26 protein-coding genes, 1 tRNA gene and 1 other RNA gene are annotated in these 21,997 nt (G+C 40.8%); 17 read left to right on the top strand and 11 right to left on the bottom strand.

Features of this window, described 5'->3' with window-relative positions:
• Positions 1–189: 189 nt before the first annotated feature.
• Complete coding sequence (locus BLP52_RS13060; RefSeq protein ID WP_091710929.1) at positions 190–969, top strand: ATPase domain-containing protein; 780 nt, start codon at positions 190–192, stop codon at positions 967–969.
• A 5-nt stretch (positions 970–974) separates the two neighbouring features.
• On the opposite strand, the gene BLP52_RS14485 is transcribed toward BLP52_RS13060, so the two are convergent.
• Entirely contained in the window at positions 975–1,118 is a 144-nt protein-coding gene (locus BLP52_RS14485) for a hypothetical protein (protein WP_154717885.1), read from the bottom strand.
• 89 nt (positions 1,119–1,207) lie between these two features.
• Between BLP52_RS14485 and BLP52_RS13055 the strand changes: the two genes are divergently transcribed.
• Complete coding sequence (locus BLP52_RS13055; protein ID WP_091710928.1) at positions 1,208–2,584, top strand: ATPase domain-containing protein; 1,377 nt, start codon at positions 1,208–1,210, stop codon at positions 2,582–2,584.
• 56 nt (positions 2,585–2,640) lie between these two features.
• On the opposite strand, the gene BLP52_RS13050 is transcribed toward BLP52_RS13055, so the two are convergent.
• Positions 2,641–2,880, bottom strand: coding sequence for a transcriptional regulator (locus tag BLP52_RS13050; protein WP_091710927.1), 240 nt, complete (start codon positions 2,878–2,880; stop codon positions 2,641–2,643).
• A gap of 144 nt (positions 2,881–3,024) precedes the next feature.
• Here BLP52_RS13050 and ffs point away from each other — a divergent pair.
• The 3 genes from ffs (at position 3,025) to BLP52_RS13035 (ending at position 3,820) form a co-directional block, all read left to right on the top strand.
• An RNA gene (gene ffs / locus BLP52_RS13045) (signal recognition particle sRNA) lies at positions 3,025–3,339 on the top strand.
• 60 nt (positions 3,340–3,399) lie between these two features.
• Positions 3,400–3,484 (top strand) — tRNA-Ser (locus tag BLP52_RS13040).
• A gap of 90 nt (positions 3,485–3,574) precedes the next feature.
• Positions 3,575–3,820, top strand: a complete 246-nt coding sequence (locus tag BLP52_RS13035; protein ID WP_091710926.1) for a hypothetical protein — start codon at positions 3,575–3,577, stop codon at positions 3,818–3,820.
• Here BLP52_RS13035 and BLP52_RS13030 read toward each other — a convergent pair whose 3' ends face one another.
• Positions 3,821–4,147, bottom strand: a complete 327-nt coding sequence (locus tag BLP52_RS13030; RefSeq protein ID WP_091710925.1) for a ribonuclease P protein component 4 — start codon at positions 4,145–4,147, stop codon at positions 3,821–3,823.
• Between the two features lie 17 nt (positions 4,148–4,164).
• Positions 4,165–4,809: an MBL fold metallo-hydrolase gene (locus BLP52_RS13025; protein ID WP_154717884.1), complete on the bottom strand. Its 645-nt coding sequence runs from the start codon at positions 4,807–4,809 to the stop codon at positions 4,165–4,167.
• Between the two features lie 210 nt (positions 4,810–5,019).
• Between BLP52_RS13025 and BLP52_RS13020 the strand changes: the two genes are divergently transcribed.
• The 8 genes from BLP52_RS13020 to rpl12p all read left to right on the top strand — a co-directional run bounded on the left by BLP52_RS13020 (position 5,020) and on the right by rpl12p (position 11,215).
• Positions 5,020–6,441 carry a D-aminoacyl-tRNA deacylase gene (locus tag BLP52_RS13020; RefSeq protein WP_091710923.1) on the top strand — a complete coding sequence of 474 codons (1,422 nt, stop codon included), beginning with the start codon at positions 5,020–5,022 and terminating at the stop codon, positions 6,439–6,441.
• A 57-nt stretch (positions 6,442–6,498) separates the two neighbouring features.
• Positions 6,499–7,611, top strand: coding sequence for a cell division protein FtsZ (ftsZ, locus tag BLP52_RS13015; RefSeq protein WP_091710922.1), 1,113 nt, complete (start codon positions 6,499–6,501; stop codon positions 7,609–7,611).
• 188 nt (positions 7,612–7,799) lie between these two features.
• Positions 7,800–8,012 carry a protein translocase SEC61 complex subunit gamma gene (locus tag BLP52_RS13010; RefSeq protein WP_091710921.1) on the top strand — a complete coding sequence of 71 codons (213 nt, stop codon included), beginning with the start codon at positions 7,800–7,802 and terminating at the stop codon, positions 8,010–8,012.
• A gap of 2 nt (positions 8,013–8,014) precedes the next feature.
• Positions 8,015–8,482 carry a transcription elongation factor Spt5 gene (locus BLP52_RS13005; protein ID WP_091710950.1) on the top strand — a complete coding sequence of 156 codons (468 nt, stop codon included), beginning with the start codon at positions 8,015–8,017 and terminating at the stop codon, positions 8,480–8,482.
• Positions 8,483–8,536: 54 nt separating this feature from the next.
• Positions 8,537–9,022, top strand: a complete 486-nt coding sequence (locus BLP52_RS13000; RefSeq protein WP_091710920.1) for a 50S ribosomal protein L11 — start codon at positions 8,537–8,539, stop codon at positions 9,020–9,022.
• A gap of 157 nt (positions 9,023–9,179) precedes the next feature.
• Positions 9,180–9,821, top strand: a complete 642-nt coding sequence (locus BLP52_RS12995) for a 50S ribosomal protein L1 (RefSeq protein WP_091710919.1) — start codon at positions 9,180–9,182, stop codon at positions 9,819–9,821.
• A 1-nt stretch (position 9,822) separates the two neighbouring features.
• The gene (locus BLP52_RS12990; protein ID WP_091710918.1) at positions 9,823–10,851 is read left to right on the top strand and encodes a 50S ribosomal protein L10; all 1,029 of its coding nucleotides are present in this window, start codon (positions 9,823–9,825) and stop codon (positions 10,849–10,851) included.
• 52 nt (positions 10,852–10,903) lie between these two features.
• A complete protein-coding gene (gene rpl12p, locus BLP52_RS12985; RefSeq protein ID WP_091710917.1) occupies positions 10,904–11,215 on the top strand; it encodes a 50S ribosomal protein P1 in 312 nt (103 codons plus the stop codon).
• A 46-nt stretch (positions 11,216–11,261) separates the two neighbouring features.
• Here rpl12p and BLP52_RS12980 read toward each other — a convergent pair whose 3' ends face one another.
• The gene (locus BLP52_RS12980; protein ID WP_274377652.1) at positions 11,262–11,885 is read right to left on the bottom strand and encodes a class I SAM-dependent methyltransferase; all 624 of its coding nucleotides are present in this window, start codon (positions 11,883–11,885) and stop codon (positions 11,262–11,264) included.
• 128 nt (positions 11,886–12,013) lie between these two features.
• Positions 12,014–13,645, bottom strand: a complete 1,632-nt coding sequence (locus tag BLP52_RS12975) for an ABC1 kinase family protein (RefSeq protein WP_091710915.1) — start codon at positions 13,643–13,645, stop codon at positions 12,014–12,016.
• A 232-nt stretch (positions 13,646–13,877) separates the two neighbouring features.
• Here BLP52_RS12975 and BLP52_RS12970 point away from each other — a divergent pair, with 232 nt between their 5' ends.
• Together BLP52_RS12970 and cbiQ are read left to right on the top strand one after the other, a co-directional pair.
• The gene (locus BLP52_RS12970; RefSeq protein ID WP_091710914.1) at positions 13,878–14,720 is read left to right on the top strand and encodes an energy-coupling factor ABC transporter ATP-binding protein; all 843 of its coding nucleotides are present in this window, start codon (positions 13,878–13,880) and stop codon (positions 14,718–14,720) included.
• Positions 14,721–14,731: 11 nt separating this feature from the next.
• Complete coding sequence (cbiQ, locus tag BLP52_RS12965) at positions 14,732–15,538, top strand: cobalt ECF transporter T component CbiQ (protein ID WP_091710913.1); 807 nt, start codon at positions 14,732–14,734, stop codon at positions 15,536–15,538.
• A gap of 29 nt (positions 15,539–15,567) precedes the next feature.
• Here cbiQ and BLP52_RS12960 read toward each other — a convergent pair whose 3' ends face one another.
• Together BLP52_RS12960 and cbiM are read right to left on the bottom strand one after the other, a co-directional pair.
• Positions 15,568–15,882 carry a PDGLE domain-containing protein gene (locus BLP52_RS12960; protein WP_238380838.1) on the bottom strand — a complete coding sequence of 105 codons (315 nt, stop codon included), beginning with the start codon at positions 15,880–15,882 and terminating at the stop codon, positions 15,568–15,570.
• Positions 15,879–16,529, bottom strand: coding sequence for a cobalt transporter CbiM (gene cbiM / locus BLP52_RS12955; RefSeq protein WP_091710912.1), 651 nt, complete (start codon positions 16,527–16,529; stop codon positions 15,879–15,881). Before cbiM ends, BLP52_RS12960 begins: the two co-directional genes overlap by 4 nt.
• Before the next feature lie 192 nt (positions 16,530–16,721).
• Here cbiM and BLP52_RS12950 point away from each other — a divergent pair, with 192 nt between their 5' ends.
• Together BLP52_RS12950 and BLP52_RS12945 are read left to right on the top strand one after the other, a co-directional pair.
• Positions 16,722–17,696, top strand: a complete 975-nt coding sequence (locus tag BLP52_RS12950; protein ID WP_091710911.1) for a radical SAM protein — start codon at positions 16,722–16,724, stop codon at positions 17,694–17,696.
• 128 nt (positions 17,697–17,824) lie between these two features.
• On the top strand, positions 17,825–18,412 hold the full coding sequence (locus tag BLP52_RS12945) for a cohesin domain-containing protein (protein WP_091710910.1): 588 nt from the start codon (positions 17,825–17,827) through the stop codon (positions 18,410–18,412).
• A gap of 12 nt (positions 18,413–18,424) precedes the next feature.
• Here the strand turns inward: BLP52_RS12945 and BLP52_RS12940 are convergent, their stop codons facing one another.
• The 3 genes from BLP52_RS12940 to aglJ all read right to left on the bottom strand — a co-directional run bounded on the left by BLP52_RS12940 (position 18,425) and on the right by aglJ (position 21,983).
• Positions 18,425–19,204, bottom strand: a complete 780-nt coding sequence (locus tag BLP52_RS12940) for an SAM hydrolase/SAM-dependent halogenase family protein (protein ID WP_091710909.1) — start codon at positions 19,202–19,204, stop codon at positions 18,425–18,427.
• A gap of 252 nt (positions 19,205–19,456) precedes the next feature.
• Complete coding sequence (gene thiC / locus BLP52_RS12935) at positions 19,457–20,746, bottom strand: phosphomethylpyrimidine synthase ThiC (RefSeq protein WP_091710908.1); 1,290 nt, start codon at positions 20,744–20,746, stop codon at positions 19,457–19,459.
• Between the two features lie 307 nt (positions 20,747–21,053).
• Positions 21,054–21,983 (bottom strand): S-layer glycoprotein N-glycosyltransferase AglJ, encoded by a 930-nt coding sequence (gene aglJ / locus BLP52_RS12930; protein ID WP_091710907.1) that lies wholly within the window; start codon positions 21,981–21,983, stop codon positions 21,054–21,056.
• Positions 21,984–21,997: the final 14 nt, after the last annotated feature.

Raw genomic sequence — 21,997 nt, 5'->3', positions numbered from 1 at the left:
AATCGTCGATGCAGGAATTTAGTTTTCACGGAAAATCCATGAAATCAATGCCATTGAAGCTAGAATAGTTCAACATATTTATATATGTTATTACATAAAAGGGACATGAAATAAAAGTCTGGCAAGTTCAGAAAATTTTCGATATAATCAATGAGGGAATTACCAATTATCAAGGAGTGAAATAATAAGATGTTCGATGGTGCAGTTTCTGAAGAAATATCAATGGATGACGAAACAAATCGTGTCAAAACAGGCATTCCGGGTTTTGACGAATTATGTGGTGGCGGTCTGATACGTGACAGAACATATCTTATATCAGGTACATCAGGTGCAGGAAAAACAAATTTTTCCATACAATTCATCTATAATGGGATCACGAAATACGGAGAGAATGGAATCATTGTGGCAACTGAAGAAAGACCCGAACAGATTAGAGAAAATGTTCTTAAGTTCGGCTGGGACCTTCAGGCACTTGAAGATGAAAACAAACTCGTAATTATCGATGCATGCTCAACCAAAATAGGTATTCCTTCCCAAGAAAAATATGTTGACGTAAGACCATTCGACATCAGATCCATGATGGACCAGATAATAGCTACACAGGAAGAGATTAATGCAAAACGTGCACTTGTTGATTCGACAACTTCTGTTAGCTTCTACCTGCAGGATCCTGCGAAGATCAGAATTGAACTTCTTAAACTCAGCACCACACTGGAAGTTATTGGCCTTACTTCGATGATGACCTGTGAACTAATTGACGAATCCAAACCTTCAAGATTTGGTGTCGAAAACTTCGTCACTGATGGTACTATAGTATTATACTACAAGAGACACGAGAACGTCAGAATGCGAAGTATGGAAATATACAAGATGAGAGGATCTGACCATAGCAAGAAGATCCATCCATATGATATAACTCCTGGCGGATTTGTAATCCATCCGCATGAAGAAGTATATTCAATGTTCTAAATTGATCAGAAATCAGGATACATCTCTTCATGGCCGCATTCCACACATTTATAGATTGCCAGCGTGCGGCCAAAGTGATCATATCTTTTTAGTACAGGATATCTCCAGCGGTTCATTTTACCTTCACAAACAGGACATCTATAATTCACTTTTTTTCACCAACAACTAATTATATAAAAGTATATATTAAATTAACGAATAAACATTTATTGAGACGATAAATGAAACCTGGGATAAAATGGATCAATTAAAACATATTTCGTGTGGTATCAAAGGACTTGATACAATCCTTGGAGGAATTATGTCGCCCTCCACAGTCCTGATAGCAGGATCTGCAGGTGTGGGTAAAACCATTATGTCACTCCAGATGTTATCAAACGCGTCCAAAAATGGAGAGAAAGCTCTTTACATTCCAATCACAACCGAAAATCCTGAAAAACTGAAGCTTTATAATTCAACGCTTGATTTTTATGAGGATTCCTTTGAAGTTCATCCAATAAACAGACAACTGGCTGAAAAAGATCCACTGACCACATTAATAGAAATAGGAAATATCCTTGAATCAATTAAACCTGACAGACTTGTGATCGATCCGATTACACCGCTTGGATATGGTTTTATCGAACAGGAAAAAAGAAGATTCTTCTATACTCTTGATTCCATGTTGCAGGAAAGGAATATGGTAACATTCCTGGCTGGAGAACTACTCAAATCAGATATCCACAATTCTGTTGTCAGCCACCTTTCTGATGGAATAATATATCTTACCCGAGAAGACAGGAATAGCAGAGCAGACCACAGACTGGAATTTATAAAAATGAGAGGAATTGATCCGGGCAAACGTTCAGAGATCACCTCACACAAATATCTTTACGACATCAACTCATCTGGTTTTACCGTCTATCCCCCACTCAGACCGATGAAAGAAATAAATCTTGATGATACACAAGTCGAGATTGGCGTTCCTGGCCTTGACAGCATGTTCGAAGGTGGATTATACCGTTATAACAGTTTACTAGTAGCGGGTGTCCCTGGTACCGGAAAGAAACTTTTTGGATTGCAATTCATACTACAGGGACTGGAGAACAATGAACCTGCAATGGTTATCACTTTTGAGGACACAGCCCATCAGATGATACTTGATTCCAAAAGAATTGGCTGGAAACTGGAAGAATACATCAATAAAGGACTATTACATTTTATATGCACAAATCCAAATCAGATATATCCTGCAGAACATGCTGACAGAATAAAAGAAACTATAGAAACAAACAATATAAAAAGAGTCTTTTTTGATGGCACTAACCACATGGAAATATCGATACCCGATATGCTTGAACTTAGAGGATACTTGTATTCAATTACAAGTTACCTTAAAAGCAAGAATATCACATCTTTATTCACAACAGATATTGCACCTGCTGACTGTCCGGGCAACGAAAAGATAGATATCTCATCAATCATGGATTCTGTGCTCATATTACATAATTCCAAGGCAAGAGACCGCAGATACATGTGTGTTACAAAATCCAGAGGTGCAAAACATAAACGTTCAATAAAAGAATATGCCATTACAGAGAGTGGCATAAAACTCAGAACAGACACCCTGATATGAACTTTTCACACAATTTAGAGAAAATAAATGAACAAAAAGGAAAAGAGAAAAAACAGTTAAATGCTCTGAACCCTACGTTCCAGAGATTCTCCTAGTTCCGTAAGCATATACATATCAGATTCCTGGACGATCAACTCCTTTTCAAGGAGCTCTTCCACTATCTTTTCGACAGATGGACGTGCAATATGCATATTCTTGGCAAGTTTTCCGGCGTCAAGCTGATGTTTAGAACCTAGAAGAGTAAGTAATTTCTGGCGATTTTTGTTACCAGTCACAAATCCAATCAATTCTTCCATTTAAGACCTCCTATATAATATTGTCCAGCATTCTATATATTACTTTTACATGTATCCACCCAGAAGCTCTTTTCAGAACATATACCAATGCTATGCTAACTATACCAAAGGATACTTTTATAACCAGTAATGCATATCTAAGGGTGGCAGGCTAGTCTGGGTAGGCCGGCGTTACCTGTAACCCGAAATCGCCGATACGCGGGAGACGAAGCCTGAAGAAGATGTTTGGACCATTTTCAAACCTGTAATTTCAACTGAGAAACCCCGTCCTGCTTGGATGACGTTGATATAGGTGCTTACTGGAGAGCATGTACTTATATCTTAACTGCGGGAACCAGCCCAGGCCCGGAAGGGAGCAGGCCTACCGTAGACAATCGTCGCTTGGAGGGTTGCGGGGTGGAGAAGAAATTCCAGACCACCTGATCATGGAAAAAGCAACGACTTCGGGCGTGCCTGTCACTTTAACCCGGAAAACGTTAAATACCTGAATTGCATTTAGGAACGAACACTACAAAAAATGACGAGATAGCCAAGCCCGGTATGGCGCAGGATTGCTAATCCTGTGGTGCTATGCGCCTCGGGGGTTCGAATCCCCCTCTCGTCGCTCTTTTTTTAAAATACTAAACCATAGAATGAATATTATGCCATATTTCACTGGCAAGAACCTAATAGAATAAGGAGAGAATAGTATACGATGTCTGGAAAAACAACAGTTCCTTTATTAAACAAAAAAGATAATGAAGCAGAGTCAGGCAGAAATGTTGCATGCACATCATGTGGAGGAGGATGCGGAGGAGGGTGTGGTGGCGGTTTTGGGATAAAAGCAGGCTCTGAAAAAGATGTGGTATTCAGGAATATATTCCTCTACTTAGCTATGGGTGCAATAATATTCACTGTAGCATATTTGGCAACAACATTGCTCTCATGGATCAATCCATGATCATCCTTTCTTTTCCTTATCAAATGGATATCTTTTGATGTTGCCACAATCCAAACACGTTATTATTATAGAGGCATCCTTTAAGCGCACTCTTGAATTATTTCCCGGTAATAGCAAAGAACCACAATTTTTACAGAAACTTATTTTCAGTTCAGAAGGAATGCTGACTCTGTGACGCATACCTATTTTACGGGCAAGGGAGACATATCTTTTGCTCAGTTCCGGGTTCTCTGAAAACTCACCTTTTGCAAGATCGAAAAGATATTCTATTCGCTCCTGTGCGATACTACGAGCCACTGCCTTGTTCTTTTTTCGGGATTTTGCCATGAATAAGCACCTGTAATCTAAAAGAGTAAGATCTCCGAGGATGGACACTTTGACTTTATTGATTTTACAAATTCCGATATATCAACATCATTTGTATCGCCGTAACACATAGGAATAACATAATCAGGTGCAAGTTTTGTAATGATATCTTCTGCTTTCTGGACACTAATTAGCTGCTCATTACCAATAGGTAACATTATAATATCAGGGGAAAGACCCCCCATGTCAGCAATATCACATGAATGCCCTGCATGGTAAATGCTAAGATGTCCAAAAGTGAAGAAATAACCTACTCCCTTGCTAAGAGTTCGGTTGGACTTGCATGAAACATAGGCAGCAAGAACTTCAATATCCACACCTTTAATGCTTAACTCACCTGTTAAGGAATCACCTCCCATCACCCTTCTGGCATCGCCCCTGAACTGCAATCCCATCTTTTCAGGAATAAGAGTTGTACAATCAGATTTGCGGATCTTCCTGATTGAATCCGGATCGCAGTGGCCAAAGTTCTCATGTGTAATGAGAATCAGATCAGCCATGTCTCCTTCTGGAATATTTTCATTGCCAAGCCCATTGGGATCAATATAAAGTACCATTTCATCGGACTTTACCATAAAACCTGCATATTCCAGTTTTCTTATCAATACACCATTAATTGTCATATCAGCCAAAGTATCACGTCTTTAAATCAATTTTATGAGATACATAATTGTATTCAGCCTGTACCGGTTACTTAGTTCCAAGTACAAATCAGAGAGAATTACAACTATGATAAAACTTCATCCCAAATGAATGCATCATAAGCATTAAAACTACTGAGAGAAAAATAATTGTTTAATACACTGACACATCGAGAGACAGGATTACAGAACATGAAGAAGATTAATATATTATGTTCTGCTGCCGATGCAGCAAGCCAGAACATAAAGAACCACCTGCTTCAAAATGCACATTGGGAACAAATAGAGACAACTCCTGACAATTGGAAAGAACTCGTTTCAATTTATGATAATCCGAAAATTAGAATTTTGGAGATTGAAGGACACCACATTTACGAAGACAGGATAGATGAGAAGATGAGATCATCCGGTTTTGATACAGATATGATTATTGTCGCTTCAAAACACAAGAGCAGCGACGGAAGATCAGTACTCACTGCCCACTTTACGGGAAATCCTGATACCGCAGATTTTGGAGGAAGACCAAAGGAGCTCTCTGTGGCAGCACCTCATATGTTGCGATGTATACTGAAAAATATGAAAAAACGTTCAGAAGGAATAGATTATGAAGTGAACATGGAGTCCACTCACCACGGACCTACTGAATTGAAGACACCAATGGTCTATGCAGAGATAGGTAGTTCTGAAATACAGTGGAATGATCAAGAAGCAGGAAACATTGCATCAAAAGCAATATTAGGAGCAATTAGAGATTTCATATCCCCAAAAGATGATGGAGGATATATACCCGTAGCTGTTGGTTTTGGAGGAGGACATTATGCATCAAGACAAACAGAACTTATACTGGATGCAGAAGTTACGTTCGGGCATAATTTCCCTGACTATCAGTTAGCTTTTGTAGACAGGGAAATGATGGTTCAGGCTTTTGATAAATCCAGAGCCGATTTTGCATATTTTGACAGAAAATCCATGAATGCAAAAGAAAGAGAGAGACTTTTCAGCCTCATAAATGAGCTGCATTATATATTACTAAGGGAGAGTGATATCAGAGAAATAGGAAGGATTCCCTGGGATATATTCATGGATATCAAGAACAGATGTAATGAGCTTTGTCCTGACGGAAAGTTCAGAGCCACTGATATATTCATATCACAAATTGAAAGATCCCGGCATAAAGGCGGAAAAACATATGGAGAAATCGTCCTTTGTAGCATCAATTATGAACTGTTCCAGGAAACTGTCAAAGCGAACAGGAAGTTTACTGAAGAAATGCTTGAACGCTGTGCTCCCATCTATATGGAAAGAAATAACGGAACTCTTTCAAATACCATACTGGGAATAGGTGAAGACACTAAAAGTGCTATGCAGAACGTTACAAATGAATGCATTAAAATACTAAAAGAGCATTATGAAATTAAATATATTCCTGATGAGAATATACTTTGCATCATCAGTGAAAAATTTGATCCGAAAGCAGCAAAAGAACTGGGTATCCCTCCCGGGCCAATGCTTGGTGAACTTGCAAAAGGTAACCCGGTAACATTAGAGGAAAAGACCATCACGCCCGAGATGGTACACAAAATAAAGGTAAAGCGTATCCAGTTGTCCGATTAAATATAAATAATCATACCTGTAATCCAATATACGATTTTCATTTGAGGGAGAAAAAGAATGAGATCCATAGTAGAAGAGGCACTTGCAAGGTCTGAACAGGAGGCAAACATCCGCGGTTCACCTGCAGCAAGCCCCGAGCACAAAGACATAAATGCAGAATTAGAGGAGATGTTACGCCAGTTACACACCAATATCAAAGTGATAGGTTGTGGTGGTGGAGGCTCCAACAGTACTCAAAGAATGGTCGAAGAAGGAATTAAAGGCGCAGAGTTCATTGCAGTAAATACAGATGCTCAGCACCTTCTTAACATTAGAGCAGACCAGAAGATACTCATTGGTAAGAAGAAGACCAGAGGTCTTGGTGCCGGAAGTCTACCGCAGATCGGCGAGGATGCAGCCCTTGAGAGTGTTGATGAGATCGCAGCCGTAGTAAACGGTAGCGACATGGTGTTCATTACATGCGGACTTGGAGGAGGTACCGGAACAGGATCAGCACCGATTGTAGCTGAAGCTGCAAGGGATGCCGGAGCTCTTACAATTGCCGTTGTCACATTGCCTTTCAGTGTTGAAGGACAGGTCAGAAGAACAAATGCAGAAGCCGGTCTTGAAAGACTCAGAGAAGTAGCAGACACAGTAATTGTGGTTCCAAATGACAAGCTTCTTGAAGTTGTTCCAAGATTACCACTTCAGGCAGCATTCAAAGTGTCCGATGAAGTCCTTATGAGAGCAGTAAAAGGTATCACTGAGCTTATCACAAAACCAGGTCTTGTTAACCTTGACTTTGCCGATGTCAGAACAGTCATGCAGAATGGTGGCGTGGCAATGATCGGACTTGGCGAGGCAGACGGCGAGTTAAAAGCTGTCGAATCCGTGCAGAAAGCACTGCGCAGCCCGCTTCTTGATGTAGACATATCTGGTGCAACATCCGCACTTGTCAATGTGATTGGCGGACCGGATATGACAATTGCAGAAGCCGAAAGTGTTGTACAGGAAGTATACAGCAGGATCGACCCCGAAGCAAGACTTATATGGGGTGCTCAGGTCAATGATGAACTTGAGCAGACTGTGCGTACAATGATCGTGGTAACTGGTGTGAAGTCACCACAAATATATGGCCACGGCGGCGCAAAGAGCGTAACCAGGAAATACGGAATCGATTTTGTTAAATAGAATCTCTCCCTTTTTTAACATAGAAAACTTTCGATGGGATGGCCTATTTACGCAATCCAATCGAAAGGTATTTTATTAAAGACGTTGTTTTGATGGCGCTATATACTAGCAGACACAAAGTTCTGACATTATACGGCTTCAAAATAAACGCATGCATTATAAACGATCATAACCGGTTGTGAAGTACTTTGGCAGAAAATTCATTTGATTTAAGCAATATCAATAGCGCAAGCATAAACCAATCCTTGAAGACATATTTAAGGGTACTCAAACTAACAAAGAAACCATCAAGAGAGGAGTTCCTGACCATAGCCAAGGTTGCTGGTCTGGGAATCCTTGTAATTGGATTCTTAGGTTTCCTTATATATGTACTTCTGGTGGAAATGCCTAAATGGGTGTAATCATGACCGCAGAGTCAGCGATATTCGTAGTAAAAACAACTGCGAATCAGGAAAGATCAGTAGCAAATATGATAACTCAATCCGCAAGGAAAGAGCACCTGGACATCAGGGCGATCCTTGCACCGGATGAGTTGAAAGGATATGTGCTAATTGAAGCTTCGTCCCCTGGAGATGTGGAACAGGCAATACAGACCGTACCCCACGCCAGAGCATTGGTCAAAGGACAGTCTTCCATAGAGGAGATATCACACTTCCTTACACCAAAACCAACAGTAACAGGAATCTCAGAAGGCGCGATCATCGAGATTACATCCGGTCCTTTCAAAGGTGAAAAGGCACGTGTGAAGAGAGTCGATGAGGGACATGAGGAAATCACAGTAGAACTGTTCGATGCAGTTGTACCGATACCTATAACTATTCGCGGAGATACTGTAAGAGTCCTCAGGAAAGATGAAGAGGATAATGCCTGAGAGCATAAAGAATCTGAATTGATATTTATTATTTAATCCAACGGTGATATTCAAATGGCAAATGTTGTAGAAGCATTGGTCCCAGGAGGAAAAGCAAATCCAGGTCCACCACTCGGTCCTGCACTTGGTCCTCTTGGAATTAACATAAAAGACGTGATCGACAAGATCAACGAAAAGACAAAAGATTACAATGGGATGCAAGTCCCTGTCAAAGTAATAGTAGCAGACGATAAGAGTTTCGAAATAGAAGTAGGAACACCACCAACATCTGCACTCATATTACAGGAAGCAGGAATCCAGAAAGGATCCGGCGAACCTAACACAACAATCGTAGGAAACATTACCATTGCACAGGCAGCAAAAATAGCACGTATGAAGAAAGAAGATATACTTTCATACGAACTTAAGGCTGCAGTAAAGGAAGTAATTGGTTCCTGTGTCCCAATGGGCGTTACAGCAGAAGGTATGCCTCCAAAGGAATGCCAGAAAGCTATCGACGAGGGACAGTTTGACGATGCATTGGCACAAGAAGCATGGTAACTCCATGCTTTGACCAATAACTTTAATATAAATACTGTTAATTGGTGTGTCCATTATAGACAGAGTAAAGGTCTGAAGATCTAAAACTCTAGACAAATCCGTAGTAGACCGTTAAGGTCCTGCCTGAACCATGAGTTCACACTACGGGAGGTAAAGAATGGCAGACGAAAATATAGTAGAAACTATTGAAAAGTTATTAGCAGAATCACCAGAGAGGAAATTCCCAGAGGGTGTTGAGCTTGCTATTAACTTAAAGAATCTGGACATGAGTCAGCCCAAAAACCGTGTTGATGAAGAGATCTTACTTCCACACGGCCTGGGTAAAGACCTCAAGATCGCAGTATTTGCGAAAGGTGAGGTTGGCCTCCAGGCAAAAAGTGCTGGCGCAGAGATGGTATTCTCCGAAGAAGATCTTGCAGAGATGGCAGAAGACAAATCACGTGCGAGATCAGTTGCCAATGAGTATGACTTCTTTATTGCAGAAGTTCAGTACATGGCACAGATCGGTAAGGCCCTTGGTGCCATATTGGGTCCAAGAGGCAAGATGCCAACTCCATTGCCACCAGGAAAGAACGTGGCTGATCTTATCAACAGCGCAAGAAGCTCAATCAGGATAAGATCAAAGGATAAACTTACATTCCACGTATCCGTTGGCCGTAGAGACATGGAAGTCCGGAAACTTGCAGAGAACGTAGAAACAGTCCTTAGCAGAGTGGAAGGTGCCCTTGAGAAGGGTCAGCATAACATAAGATCCATTTATGTTACAACCACTATGGGTAAATCAGTGAAGGTGGTATAATATGGCTGAAGAACACCACACAAGCCACATCCCACAGTGGAAAAAGGATGAAGTTGAGGCAATAAAGGAACTCATCAAGGAATACCCAATAATGGGTGTCATTGGTATTGGTGGAATTCCAGCAAAGCAACTTCAGAAAATGAGAAGGGATCTTAAAGGCAAGGCTGTTTTGAAAGTCGCAAGAAACACTCTAATCAGAAGAGCACTTGAGCAGTCCAGTGATGTAAAGGACATGGAAGAGTACGTAGACGTACAGACCGCCCTTGTATTCACAGAGCAGAACCCATTCAAACTGTTCAAGACACTGGAAAAAAGCAAGAGCCCATCCCCAATCAAAGCAGGTGCTATTGCACCTCGTGACATTATCGTCGAAAAGGGACCAACATCATTCCCACCAGGCCCCATACTCGGAGATATGCAGGCAGCAGGAATTCCTGCAGCTATCGACGGCGGCAAAGTGGTAATCAGAGAGACAAAAGCCGTAGCAAAGGAAGGCGATGCAGTTTCACAGAAACTCGCTGCAATGCTTACAAGACTTGAGATCTACCCTATGGAAGTAGGTCTTGACCTCAGAGCAGCCTTTGAGAACGGAATGATCTTCACACCAGATGTACTGGCCATCGACGAAGACAAATACTTCTCAGACATTGTGCTGGCAGCACAGCAGGCATTCAACACGTCCGTGTTCGCAGCATACCCAACTGAAGAAAACATCAAGACACTCATTGCAAAGGCAACAACAGAGTCACGCAACCTTGGTGTCAACGCAGTGGTACTGGAACCAGGCATTGTCGACATGCTTCTTGGAAAAGCACAGTCCGAAATGCTTTCAGTCGCATCCGTTGCATCTGCTAACAATGAAGATGCAGTTGACGATGAACTGAAGGAAACACTTGGTGCAGCAGCAAGCGCAGCAGCAGCAACTGTTGTAACAGAGACTGTAGAAGCAGAAGAAGAGAAGGAAGAAGAACAAGAAGAAGAGGCATCTGAAGAAGACGGCATGGCCGGACTTGGAGCACTCTTTGGATAATCAAAATTAACAAACTACATAACTTACATTGATAAATAAAAGGTGATTTCACATGGAATACATATATGCAGCACTTTTACTCTATAAAGCAGGCAAAGACATTACAGAAGAAGCAGTAACAGCAGTACTTCAGGCAGCAGGCGTAGACGTCAATGACGCACGTGCAAAGGCACTTGTAGCAGCTCTTGATGGCGTAGACATTGAGGAAGCAATGGCAACCGCAGCAGTCGCAGCAGCACCAGCAGCAGCTCCAGCAGCAGCAGCTGAAGCAGCTCCAGCAGAAGAAGAGGCAGCAGCTGAAGAAGAAGAAGATGATGCAGCAGAAGAGAGCGGCATGGCTGGTCTCGGAGCACTCTTCGGATAAACAAAATATTTCATGTCCGCCTTTGTGCGGACAAAACATTCTTTTTTTAATCAGCTTTCCTGAAAAGCTGGCACTTTACGTAAGATTTGATATATATCTCGTTTTCAAGAATCAGATTATTTTCCAGGCAGATGTCAGGATAATGATTATTCCAGCTTTCAGCTGTCTCTTTGAACATAAAGAACGGAAGCATCATAACAGTATCCATACCAAGAATTGGTTTTGCACAATCTACAATAGCAAAAAACCCTTTATCCTTTAATACACGTGAAGCTTCCATGATGGCACCTTTTCTCACCTCAGATGTTGTCTCACAGAATGCTACAGATGTAACCACAAGGTCAAATGATCCATCACTAAAAGGCAACAAGTCCATTGAGCCCCTATAAAGATTCAGAGAGACACCTGATCTTAAGCCTTTTATGATTGCATAATCCAGTTGAGTACCTGATAGGTCAACTCCATGAATATCCACATCTTTTGCAAGATGCCTGGAAATTGCAATACCAACAGACTCTGTTCCGCATCCCAGATCCAGAACAGACATACCAGTTTCAAGCGGAAGAACTTCAGCTACCTGATTGTAATATGGCATACCAAAGCCAAGAATTGTTGCAAAGAAATCATAGTGTTTCCCACCAAATAACCACCCGAAATTGTTCCCCTTTATGTGATTTATTTCCTCACATCCTTTTAAGTTCTTAATTAAGAGAAACTAATGGCCTCTTAACTCCCAATATTTACTATGGAACTAAACATAAATAAGATTTGCAATCACTGGATGAGAAAAAATAAAAGTCAGGAGTTCTTCACAAACATAACTGCAAAAAGGAATATTGCGCTCATAAAGCCTATAATACCCATTAATGGCAGGTAGCCTTCACCACTTATTGCAAAGTATGAAGATGCAAGAAGAATACCAAGCAGGAATGTATATTTGGAAATTGAATCAATTGTCTTATACTTCCTGATCTCATCAGTTTTCTTTTCAAACCTCTCGATCTTATAGCCTCTGATAGTTTCAATAACATCATTGACACCCTGTGGAAGTTCCTTGATGATTTCCAGATACCTGTCACCTTCAAGCTGCAGGTACTCGAAAGCCTCAAATGGTGAATATCGCTTCACCAAAACTTTTGTAATTACAGGTTTTGCATTTTCCAGAAGGTTGAATTTTGGATCAAGTTCAAGACAGTTTGCTTCAATTAATATCAATGCTCTTTCAAGGGTTGAGAATTCACTTGGGAGAGAAAGATCATATTTTAAGGCAAGTGTAGCATAGTTATCGCTCTGGCGCTCCCCGGATGAATAATTTTGCTTTGAGATTATGTCATCAAGATCAAGCTTAAAGCGACGTACGTTGATATCTTCCTTATTTATCCCCGTGATCTTCATAAAGGAGTCAAAAACAACATCAAGTCTCTTCTTATAGATCCCGTAAAAAAGATTCAACATGTTACGACGCAGTTCATCATCAATTGTACCAACTGCTCCGAAATCAATGTATGCAATACCATCTTCCTGCAATATAATGTTGGAACTATGAGGATCTGCATGGTAAAAACCATCAAGATAGACTTGCTTCAGGTAGCTCTTACTGATAATATCTGCATACCATTTTTTCTTTTCAGGTGTGACACCTGAAAGTTTCCTGATGGTGACTCCTTCCATATAATCCATGACAAGGACATTCTCATTAGAAAAGTCATCATAAATATGAGGAACATTTACCTCTTTTACATCTGCAAAGTTCTCTTCAAAACGTCTGATATTCCTGGCCTCATTACTCAGGTCAAGCTCGCGGTTAAGAAGTTCTCTGAATTCGTAAAGAAAAGAATCAATATCAAAATTATTCCCAAGACCTATAACTCTTATAATAAGAGGTTTTATGTCATTTAATATTGCAAGATCAAGGTTAATAGTATCAATCAGGTTGGGCCTTGTAATTTTTACAGCTACCTTTTTCCCATCCAGTTTTGCTTCATACACCTGGGCAATGGAAGCACATGCAAGGGGGTCAGTATTAAATTCATCAAAAATACTCAGTACATCAAAACCCGAATTTTCAAGACTTTCTTCAATTTCCGCATCTCCAATACTGCAACTAAAACCCTCAAAGGCAACTTTCATCTTATCAAATTCAAGTGGGTTGACATTATCCTGAAGATTCCCAAGTTCTTCGATGTAGATAGGAGGAACAATATCAGGCCTCTTACTCAGTATCTGTCCAAGTTTTATAAAAGTCGGACCGAGTTCCTCCATGGCTTTCCTGAGTTTTACAGCATTTTCCCGGTTCTTAGAATCCAGTACACAGGGATTTCTCCTATTGGAAACATAGTATTGGTTGACCTCACTGTAAATGAGGCTGAAAAGGTTGTATTTTGAGAATACCCTGAAGATAGTAATGTATCTGCGGATTTTCCTGAACATCGATACTATGTTTGTTCTGTTAGTAGATATAGATTGGTATCATTCTAATAATTCTTGCCTTCGGATAAAAAGACAAAACTCCAAAACAAATTCATATTAAAATAACTGGAATCAAAAAATAATTCCATTTGGTAACACCAAACAAGTATTTATAACAGGATTCTTATGTAGAATGAAAAAGCGCCCTGTCAAAAACAGGCTTTTTGGCCGGTTGTAAATCAGCGTGACTATAATGACCCAAAAACCTATCGTTCAATTAAAAGGAGTATCCTATTTTTACACAAGTAGCAAGACAAAGGCTCTTGATAATATCGATCTTGACCTTTATCCAGGAGAAAAGATAGCAATTCTGGGAGCAAACGGAGCTGGCAAATCTACTCTTTTCAGACATCTTAACGGCATCTTAAAACCTGCATCCGGAGAAGTTCTTGTAAAAGGTGAGCCCATTTCAAAGAAGAATATCAGAACTGTACGCCAGACCGTCGGTATTGTGTTCCAGAACCCTGACGACCAGATACTTGCACCCACAATTGAGCAGGATGTTGCTTTTGGACCCATAAACATGGGTCTTGATGAAGAAGAGGTAGAGAGGAGGGTAAAAAAAGCCCTGGAACTGGTAAACCTTTCCGGTTTTGAGGAACGTTCCCCACATCACCTAAGCGGAGGGCAGAAAAAACTTGTTGCTATTGCAGGAGTGATTGCAATGCAGCCTGAAGTGGTTGTGCTGGATGAACCAACCGCCGGACTTGATCCCCTTAGTGCAGAAAATATCATGAAGATTGTTGATGGAATGAACAGGAAATTCGGCATAACTGTTGTCCTTTCAACCCACGATGTCGACATAGTACCTCTTTTTGCAGATGTGGTCTATGTGATGCATCATGGTCGGATAGAAGCCAGAGGAACTGCAAAAGAGATATTTAAAAAACATCAACTTCTTGAAAATGCACACCTCAGGATGCCACGTATTGCAGAGGTATTTGAGTTACTTCAGGAATCCGGATTTGATACTGATATAAAGATCACACCACCTGACGCAAAAGATGAGATAGTCAGACTCATCAATGAAAAATAAAAGGTCTGCCTATGAAGATCACACTCACTGATATTGAAAGGGAAGCATATAAGGACAGCCCGGTCCACAGGCTTGATGGAAGAGCGAAGATACTTGCACTGCTTGCAATAATCATTTTTGCGGTCAGTCTTCCACGCATGGATGAAGCCAATTTCACAAAACTTGCAATACTGGAATTTTATCTTATACTCCTGATGGCAATTGCAAGACTCAACCCACTCTACACCCTTATGAGATTTCTCTCGATATTGCCGTTCGGACTTGCTATTGTTCTTATACAGCCATTTATAAGACAACCTTTTATTGAAACATTCACGGCATATCCGGTTGGACTGCCACTTGGAATAACTATGACCTATGAAGGCATAACGTTTGGCCTCATACTCCTTGCCAAATACATAGTCTGCATCACGGCTATTGTCCTCATATCATCTACAATGAAGATGAATGACATGGTTAGTTCCGCAAGACGACTTGGAATGCCAGCAGAATTCACACTCATCCTGTCAATGATGGTCAGGTACCTTTTCGTATTCTGGATAATTCTAAAACGCATAAGGGTCGCGCAGAAAACACGCCTTTTCTATCTATGGAATAAGGATGTGCCACACAGATGGATTCTAGAGCAGGTAGCATATACCATCAGTTCATTGTTCATTCGTTCATACGAACAGGGCGAAAGAACCTATATCAGCATGCTATGCAGAGGATATTCCAGTGCCAATAAAGTATATGTTCACAAGAACAGGATAAAAACTAGTGACATATTGTTTTCGATAATCACCATAGGAACAATAATTATAGCTTTTGCAGCCTGAAAACAAAAATAAAAAAGAGAGGAAAAGAATTATTTCTTTTTCGCTGCTTTTCCTAATACAAAACTGATACCAAGAACAAGTATTGTACCTGCAACAACTGCAACTACCTCACCCATCTTGCCCTGTCCCTCAATTGCATAATCCGCCATTGGAGACTCTACAAAAGGAGCTGATACTTCCATTCCAGCTAATTTTGATTCTTCCACAATACTTCCTGCTGCACTTTCAAGACCATCAGGATCAGGAGAGGCCAGGAAAGGAGCAGCAATGGCTATCAACAAAGCGATAGCAATTCCTGCATAAAGGAATTTCATATTCATATTGGAACTTGCAGCCACACTCATGCCCTCACACCTTTTACATTTGTAACCGATGAATCAAGCAGGTCAGGTCTTGATTTTTCAATTGCAGTGATCACAATTGCTGTGATAAGACCTTCACCGATAAAGCCGATTATCAAATGGTAAAGACCCATTGTTGCAAGCCCTGCCACTAGAGGGAATGTACCTGCAATTGACATTTCAACTGCACAGGCAAGAGCAGAAATCAGAAGACCGATCCAAGCTCCTACGAATGAAGCTGCTTTGATACCAGTCTTATTCTTCAGTACAACAAACAGGTAATATCCTGTGAAACCGGATATGACACCCATGTTAAGAATGTTTGCACCCATTGTTGTTATACCGCCATCACCAAAGACAAAACCCTGAACCAGAAGCACAAGTGTAAGTACAAGAACACCTGCCATAGGGCTGCCGAATATTATGGAAACAAGGACGGCACCGACCATGTGACCACTGGTCCCCATTCCAATTGGAATGTTCAATGCCTGTATCGCGAATATACCAGCTGCAAGTGCTGCAAGAATTGGTACTTTCATGTCATCAAGTTCTTTTCTAGCCCATTTTATGGACATAAATATGAAAGGTAGAGCAATCACCCAGTAGACGATTGCCTGACCCATTGGTATAAAGGAATCCGGAATATGCATTTTAAATCCTCATTAAGTTATAGGCATGGATATGAAATTTATCGTTTTTTGTAACACTTGTGGATACGTACTAGGAACTATATATACTTAATGAACTAACATCATGAATATTCGTATTACCTAAACTAAAGCTATCAGAACCAAGATATATAATGCAGAAAGTGATAGAACTATAAAAACGGATGAAAACACATGGCCAAATACTCACCATTCATTGCTGCAAAAGCTGTCTGGCAAATGCATATTAGAAAACGTCCATTTGTACTGTCCCATGCCATCAATTCCAGATGTAACATGAAATGCTCTTTCTGCGAATACTGGAAAACAGAAGGCGAAGAAATGGAGCTTCAGGAGATATTCAAGCTTCTTGATGAAGCAAGAAATTTCGGAATCCTTGTATATAATGCATGGACAGTAGAGCCGCTTCTCAGGAAAGACATTCCTGAAATTCTAGCTCACGCAAAAAGCATTGGAATGGTAACATCACTCATAACTAATGGACTTTTGCTTGAAAAACGCATAGATGAACTCACAAACCTTGATTATCTTTCTGTTTCTGTTGATGGGACTTCCAGTTACAAAGACATCAGAGGTGTGGATCTTGATAGAATAATGCCAGGCATCCTCAAAGCAAAAGAAAAAATTGACAACCCTCTTTTACTAAACTGTGTCATCAGTGGAAAGAACCTGGATGATATCGAAGAAGTGGTCACAATGGCAAAAGACCTGAATGTGAAAATCTCATTCGAGCCGATGTACGAGTTCCAGGGAATCAAGAATGATACATGGGAAAGAATGGGGATTCGTGATATCTCAAAGTATCATCAGACCGTTGACAGGATAATTGAGATGAAAAGGGAAGGCTATCCGATAATAAACTCCTATACATACCTTAAAATGGTCCGTGACCTGAATCCCGACTTTACCTGTCATGCAAATGATATTATACTTGATGTCACAGCAGATGGTAGTATAGAGAACTGCAGAGTCCATCGTGAACCAATAGGTCATATCAATGAAGGTATCACAAACTTCTGGGAAAGGACAAAGAATATCCGAAGGGAGAAGGCGCGTAGTTGCCAGAAATGCCTTTTCTTTGGTTATGTAGAGAACAGCCTCATGTATAATTTTAATACCGAAGTTGCAAGACACTACGAATGGATGTGAAATCCATTCACAATAAAACCTGCAATGTTTTTAATATAATAAACCACCAATAATTATGTAGAATAATTGAAGGTGATCATATTCCACATATTAAAAACTGTAGTACATTTATAGCCGTTTCTATATTTGTGTTTATAATCCTGCTACTTGCAGGAACTGCAAACGCAGAGATATCAGTTGCCTTAAATCCATCCCAGCTACACGTTGAAGAAAACGAGGAATTCACCCTCAGCATCATGATAGAAAGCGATGTCAATGTCTCCGGTGCTGAAATGCAACTTGCATATGACCCAACACTGATAGAAGTAGTGTCCATAGCAGAAGGTAATTTCTTCAAGCAAGGCGGGGAAAGTACAATATTCTCAAAAGGAACAATTGATAATGAACTTGGAACTGTCACCAATATATATTCAGTGATGATGGGAGACGATATGATGCTTGACAAGGGAGTGTTTGCTACCATTACACTTCAGGCAAAGAACAGTTCCGGGATTGCCAAGCTTGAGATGAAAAATGTGGTAATTACCAACTCTGCAGGAGATGATCTCCCGATAACAGTAACCAATGCAGATATAACAGTTGGCGATGTGAAACTGAATGCTCAGGATACAGATATGAAAAACACAACTGATGAAGAAAGTCCTAAAACCGGTCAGAACAGTGCAATAATAGCCATAATGGCAATGTGCTGTTTGTACTTAATCAGGAGAAAATAAGAATATGGCTAGTTAAGTCTTGCCAATAATTCCTATCCTTATACTATTTCCATTAGTCATATGAAGCAGACGTGAAGCACTGCTCTGATTCACTGCTATCTCAAAGAATCCATGACTTCCTACTAATGCGACCAATCCCCATTTTGAAACTCCGCTATAAGTATTCAGGAAAGGCATTTGCCTGCCGGATACGGAAAGAACAGTACCTATTTCTATCTCATCCAGTATCTTCTCACCTGGGATATTGGTAATTATGTTCCCAAAATCATCCACGTAAACAACAGTTGCTTCGATGAACTGCTTTTCTATTGTATAACCTGAAAAATCCATGTCCACATAATCATCTGTTTTGCGGCCAATTTCCAGGACATCCATGCCATTAGATAAATGTGCAGCTGCCGGGGCAAAGATATCCCTACCGTGGAAAGTTGATGAGATATGCTCCGAAATTTCGTCTTCTATTATTTCATATACCTCAATATCTCCAAGCAGACGTGCCGGAGGGATCAAAAGACCATTATCAGGCCCTACAAACCACTGGTTACCTGCTTTGACAATTATCGCTTTGCGGTCACTACCTACTCCCGGATCAATCACACCTATATGGATTGTTCCCGAGGGGAAATGTTTTACCACAGAATAGAGAGCAAACGCACCTGCCCTAATGTCAATGGGAGGCACTGAGTGACTAATGTCAACAATTGTGGCATCAGGATCTATACTGAGTATGACACCCTTCATGGATGCAGGATAAAGAGAGCCAAAATCAGTAGTAAGAGTGATTACTGACATAAATATAATTTCAGTCAGTTTTGCTATAAATACATGTTTAAATGATACTGTAAGCAGAAAAAACCATTTCGCCTTATTTGCGATGTGACCCTCAATAATATGGGAGATAAATTATCATAAAAATATATATATATATTCCAGGTGTGGAAGACCCATCATTGATAGTGGGTTTAAAAACATTACAAAAAAGAGAAAAATAATTTTTGTGTACATTTAAAAAAGAAAAAAGAAGAGAAATAATGCCCTATAGCATTATTTGCAAAGGTCGTAGTTCTGGTTTACGATCTTAAGAGCACAGAAGTCACCGCACATGGTACATGCGTCTTCGTCGCCTGGTGCTCTGCTATCCCTTACACTCCTTGCAAGTTCTGGGTCAAGTGCGAGTTTGTACTGTGCTTCCCAGTCAAGTTTTGCGCGTGCTCTGCCCATTGCAAGGTCAACCTGACGAGCTGTTTCTGGGTATTTGACCATGTCACCGACGTGTGCTGCGATCTTTGATGTCTTGACACCCTCAACTACATCCTGAAGGTTTGGAAGTGCAAGGTGTTCCGCTGGTGTTACGTAACAGAGGAAGTCACAGCCTGCTGCTGCGGAAGCTGATGCACCGATAGCTGTTACGATGTGGTCACGACCTGCACCGATGTCTGATACGAGAGGACCGAGCATGTAGAATGGTTTTCCACCACTCATTGCCTTCATGAGCTTGACGTTCATCTCTACCTGGTCAAGTGGTACGTGACCTGGTCCTTCTACGATAACCTGAAGGTCGTATTTGTCGTGTGCTTTCTGTGCGCATTCAGAGTTGATGATGAGCTCCTGTACCTGTGCTCTGTCTGTTGCGTCTGCTACTGCACCTGCACGCATTCCGTTTCCGGTTGAGAGTGTAACTTCGTGTTCCTTGAGGATCTCACAAAGGTAATCGAACTCTGCGTAAAGTGGGTTTTCTTTCTCGTTGTGCAGCATCCATGTGCTCATGAATGCACCGCCACGGGAACAGAGACCACCGTATCTGCCGTGTGCCTTCAACCTGTCAAGGACAATGTTGTTGATACCTGTATGGATAGCCATGAAGTTTGTACCGAGCTTTGCCTGTTCCTCGGTTGCATGCCAGAGGTCATCCTCTGTCATGTGGACAATGGAACCGTCTCTCTTTGCTGCTGTGATGAATGCCTGATAGAGTGGAACTGAACCTACTGGAAGGGAGATTGCGTCACATACAGCTTTCCTGATACCAAGGAAGTCTCCACCGGTACCGAGCTCCATAAGTGTGTCTGCGCCTGCTGCCTCTGCTGCCTTTGCTTTTTGCACTTCCATGTCAAGGTCAACGATGTCTGATGATGCACCAATGGATGCATTTACCTTAGTTGTAAGACCTTCACCCATACCACAGAGTTTTATGTCTCTGTATGGAGTCATTGGGATTACGATTCTTCCTGATTCGATTCCACGTCTGATGAACTCTGGGTCTTTGCCTTCAATCTCGGCAACGATCTTCATCTCTTCTGTGATCTTACCATTTTTTGCATCTGTAACTATTGTCATTGTTTATACCTCAAGATTAGATGTAACCTACAATAACCAAATCGTATATAATGTTTGTCAAAAAATAAACTTTAGATAAAGTCAAGTTAACTTTATAGATACTGCTTTTTCATTTAAAAATCAAAAAATAGATAAGATTAATTATTCGAAAAACAATAATCAATAGACCTAATAGAGGTCTAGAAGACAGAGAATGGACCATCCCCCGAAATCATTAATACAACTAAGATTGTTTTGTTGACAGAAAAAATGACATTATATTACAATCACTGAAACTTCGCCTTTAAAGATAATGACTCGTGAAAGATCAGTCATCATCCTTTTCAATATATTCAGTAATCTTACGGAGCATGCGCATGTTTTCCCTGTGAAGGGTAACCATAAGGTCGCTGAGCATTCCAAAAATAAACATTTGAAAACCTGCAACTACTAACAAAGTAGTGAGTATGGTCATTGGAATACGTGTAATTCCATGGAACCACTGATGGACTACATAAATACCAACTATCAGACCAGCCACAATGAAAATGCCACCGATTATTCCAAAATAGAACATCGGATTATGAAGCTTGGCCATCTTGTAGATCGTAGAACCTATCCTGAAACCATCCTTAAGCGGATTCAGCTTTGTAGCTCCCTGAGAACTCCTGGCAAGGTATGTGGTCGGGACTTCAACTATCCTGAGATCTTTCTTCACACTCTCGATAGTTATCTCAGATTCTACCTCAAATCCCATTTTTTTAAGTTCGAAGGACTTGATGGCTTTTTTGTTAAATGCCCTGTAACCTGTAAGAATATCATTGAGCCAGACACCATATGCCATGCCAAACATCTTGTTTATTACCTTGTTCCCGAAAAGGTTAAGCCTTGTAAAAGCTCCTTTTTCAAAATCCACAAGCCTGTTACCCATTACATGGTCAGCCTTGCCTTCAAGTACCGGACCAAGCACAGCATGAACATCCTTTGCAAGGTTAGTCCCATCACCATCGGCCATGACAACATAGTCCTCAGTAATAAGCTCAAAAGCCTGCTTGATAGCCTGACCTTTTCCTTTACCGGTCTGAACAACTACCCGTGCACCTTCAGACCGGGCTATCTCACGGGTCCCATCCTTGCTATTACCATCAATTACAAGAATATTGTCAAAACCTTCGGAGCGAAAATCCCTGATGACCTGACCTATGGTAGCCTCTTCGTTTAAAGTGGGCAACAAAATACAAACATTTTCGTTTGACATCTATAGATAAATAG

The organism is Methanolobus vulcani (genome assembly GCF_900100715.1).
GTDB lineage: Archaea > Halobacteriota > Methanosarcinia > Methanosarcinales > Methanosarcinaceae > Methanolobus > Methanolobus vulcani.
Note: the sequence above shows the minus strand (reverse complement) of the source record. Positions and strands in the feature narration are given on the sequence as shown.

Bases quoted from the DNA above. Each gene is read 5' to 3' on its own strand.
- BLP52_RS13030 (WP_091710925.1), bottom strand. From the start codon at position 4,147: ATGGCAAAATCCCGAAAAAAGAACAAGGCAGTGGCTCGTAGTATCGCA.
- BLP52_RS12960 (WP_238380838.1), bottom strand. From the start codon at position 15,882: ATGAGTGTGGCTGCAAGTTCCAATATGAATATGAAATTCCTTTATGCA.
- cbiQ (WP_091710913.1), top strand. From the start codon at position 14,732: ATGAAGATCACACTCACTGATATTGAAAGGGAAGCATATAAGGACAGC.
- BLP52_RS12950 (WP_091710911.1), top strand. From the start codon at position 16,722: ATGGCCAAATACTCACCATTCATTGCTGCAAAAGCTGTCTGGCAAATG.
- BLP52_RS12990 (WP_091710918.1), top strand. From the start codon at position 9,823: ATGGCTGAAGAACACCACACAAGCCACATCCCACAGTGGAAAAAGGAT.
- thiC (WP_091710908.1), bottom strand. From the start codon at position 20,746: ATGACAATAGTTACAGATGCAAAAAATGGTAAGATCACAGAAGAGATG.
- BLP52_RS12975 (WP_091710915.1), bottom strand. From the start codon at position 13,645: ATGTTCAGGAAAATCCGCAGATACATTACTATCTTCAGGGTATTCTCA.
- ftsZ (WP_091710922.1), top strand. From the start codon at position 6,499: ATGAGATCCATAGTAGAAGAGGCACTTGCAAGGTCTGAACAGGAGGCA.
- cbiM (WP_091710912.1), bottom strand. From the start codon at position 16,529: ATGCATATTCCGGATTCCTTTATACCAATGGGTCAGGCAATCGTCTAC.
- rpl12p (WP_091710917.1), top strand. From the start codon at position 10,904: ATGGAATACATATATGCAGCACTTTTACTCTATAAAGCAGGCAAAGAC.
- BLP52_RS12940 (WP_091710909.1), bottom strand. From the start codon at position 19,204: ATGTCAGTAATCACTCTTACTACTGATTTTGGCTCTCTTTATCCTGCA.
- BLP52_RS13060 (WP_091710929.1), top strand. From the start codon at position 190: ATGTTCGATGGTGCAGTTTCTGAAGAAATATCAATGGATGACGAAACA.
- BLP52_RS12995 (WP_091710919.1), top strand. From the start codon at position 9,180: ATGGCAGACGAAAATATAGTAGAAACTATTGAAAAGTTATTAGCAGAA.
- BLP52_RS13005 (WP_091710950.1), top strand. From the start codon at position 8,015: ATGACCGCAGAGTCAGCGATATTCGTAGTAAAAACAACTGCGAATCAG.
- BLP52_RS13025 (WP_154717884.1), bottom strand. From the start codon at position 4,809: ATGACAATTAATGGTGTATTGATAAGAAAACTGGAATATGCAGGTTTT.
- BLP52_RS13035 (WP_091710926.1), top strand. From the start codon at position 3,575: ATGTCTGGAAAAACAACAGTTCCTTTATTAAACAAAAAAGATAATGAA.
- BLP52_RS13050 (WP_091710927.1), bottom strand. From the start codon at position 2,880: ATGGAAGAATTGATTGGATTTGTGACTGGTAACAAAAATCGCCAGAAA.
- BLP52_RS13020 (WP_091710923.1), top strand. From the start codon at position 5,020: ATGAAGAAGATTAATATATTATGTTCTGCTGCCGATGCAGCAAGCCAG.
- aglJ (WP_091710907.1), bottom strand. From the start codon at position 21,983: ATGTCAAACGAAAATGTTTGTATTTTGTTGCCCACTTTAAACGAAGAG.
- BLP52_RS13055 (WP_091710928.1), top strand. From the start codon at position 1,208: ATGGATCAATTAAAACATATTTCGTGTGGTATCAAAGGACTTGATACA.
- BLP52_RS13000 (WP_091710920.1), top strand. From the start codon at position 8,537: ATGGCAAATGTTGTAGAAGCATTGGTCCCAGGAGGAAAAGCAAATCCA.
- BLP52_RS12970 (WP_091710914.1), top strand. From the start codon at position 13,878: ATGACCCAAAAACCTATCGTTCAATTAAAAGGAGTATCCTATTTTTAC.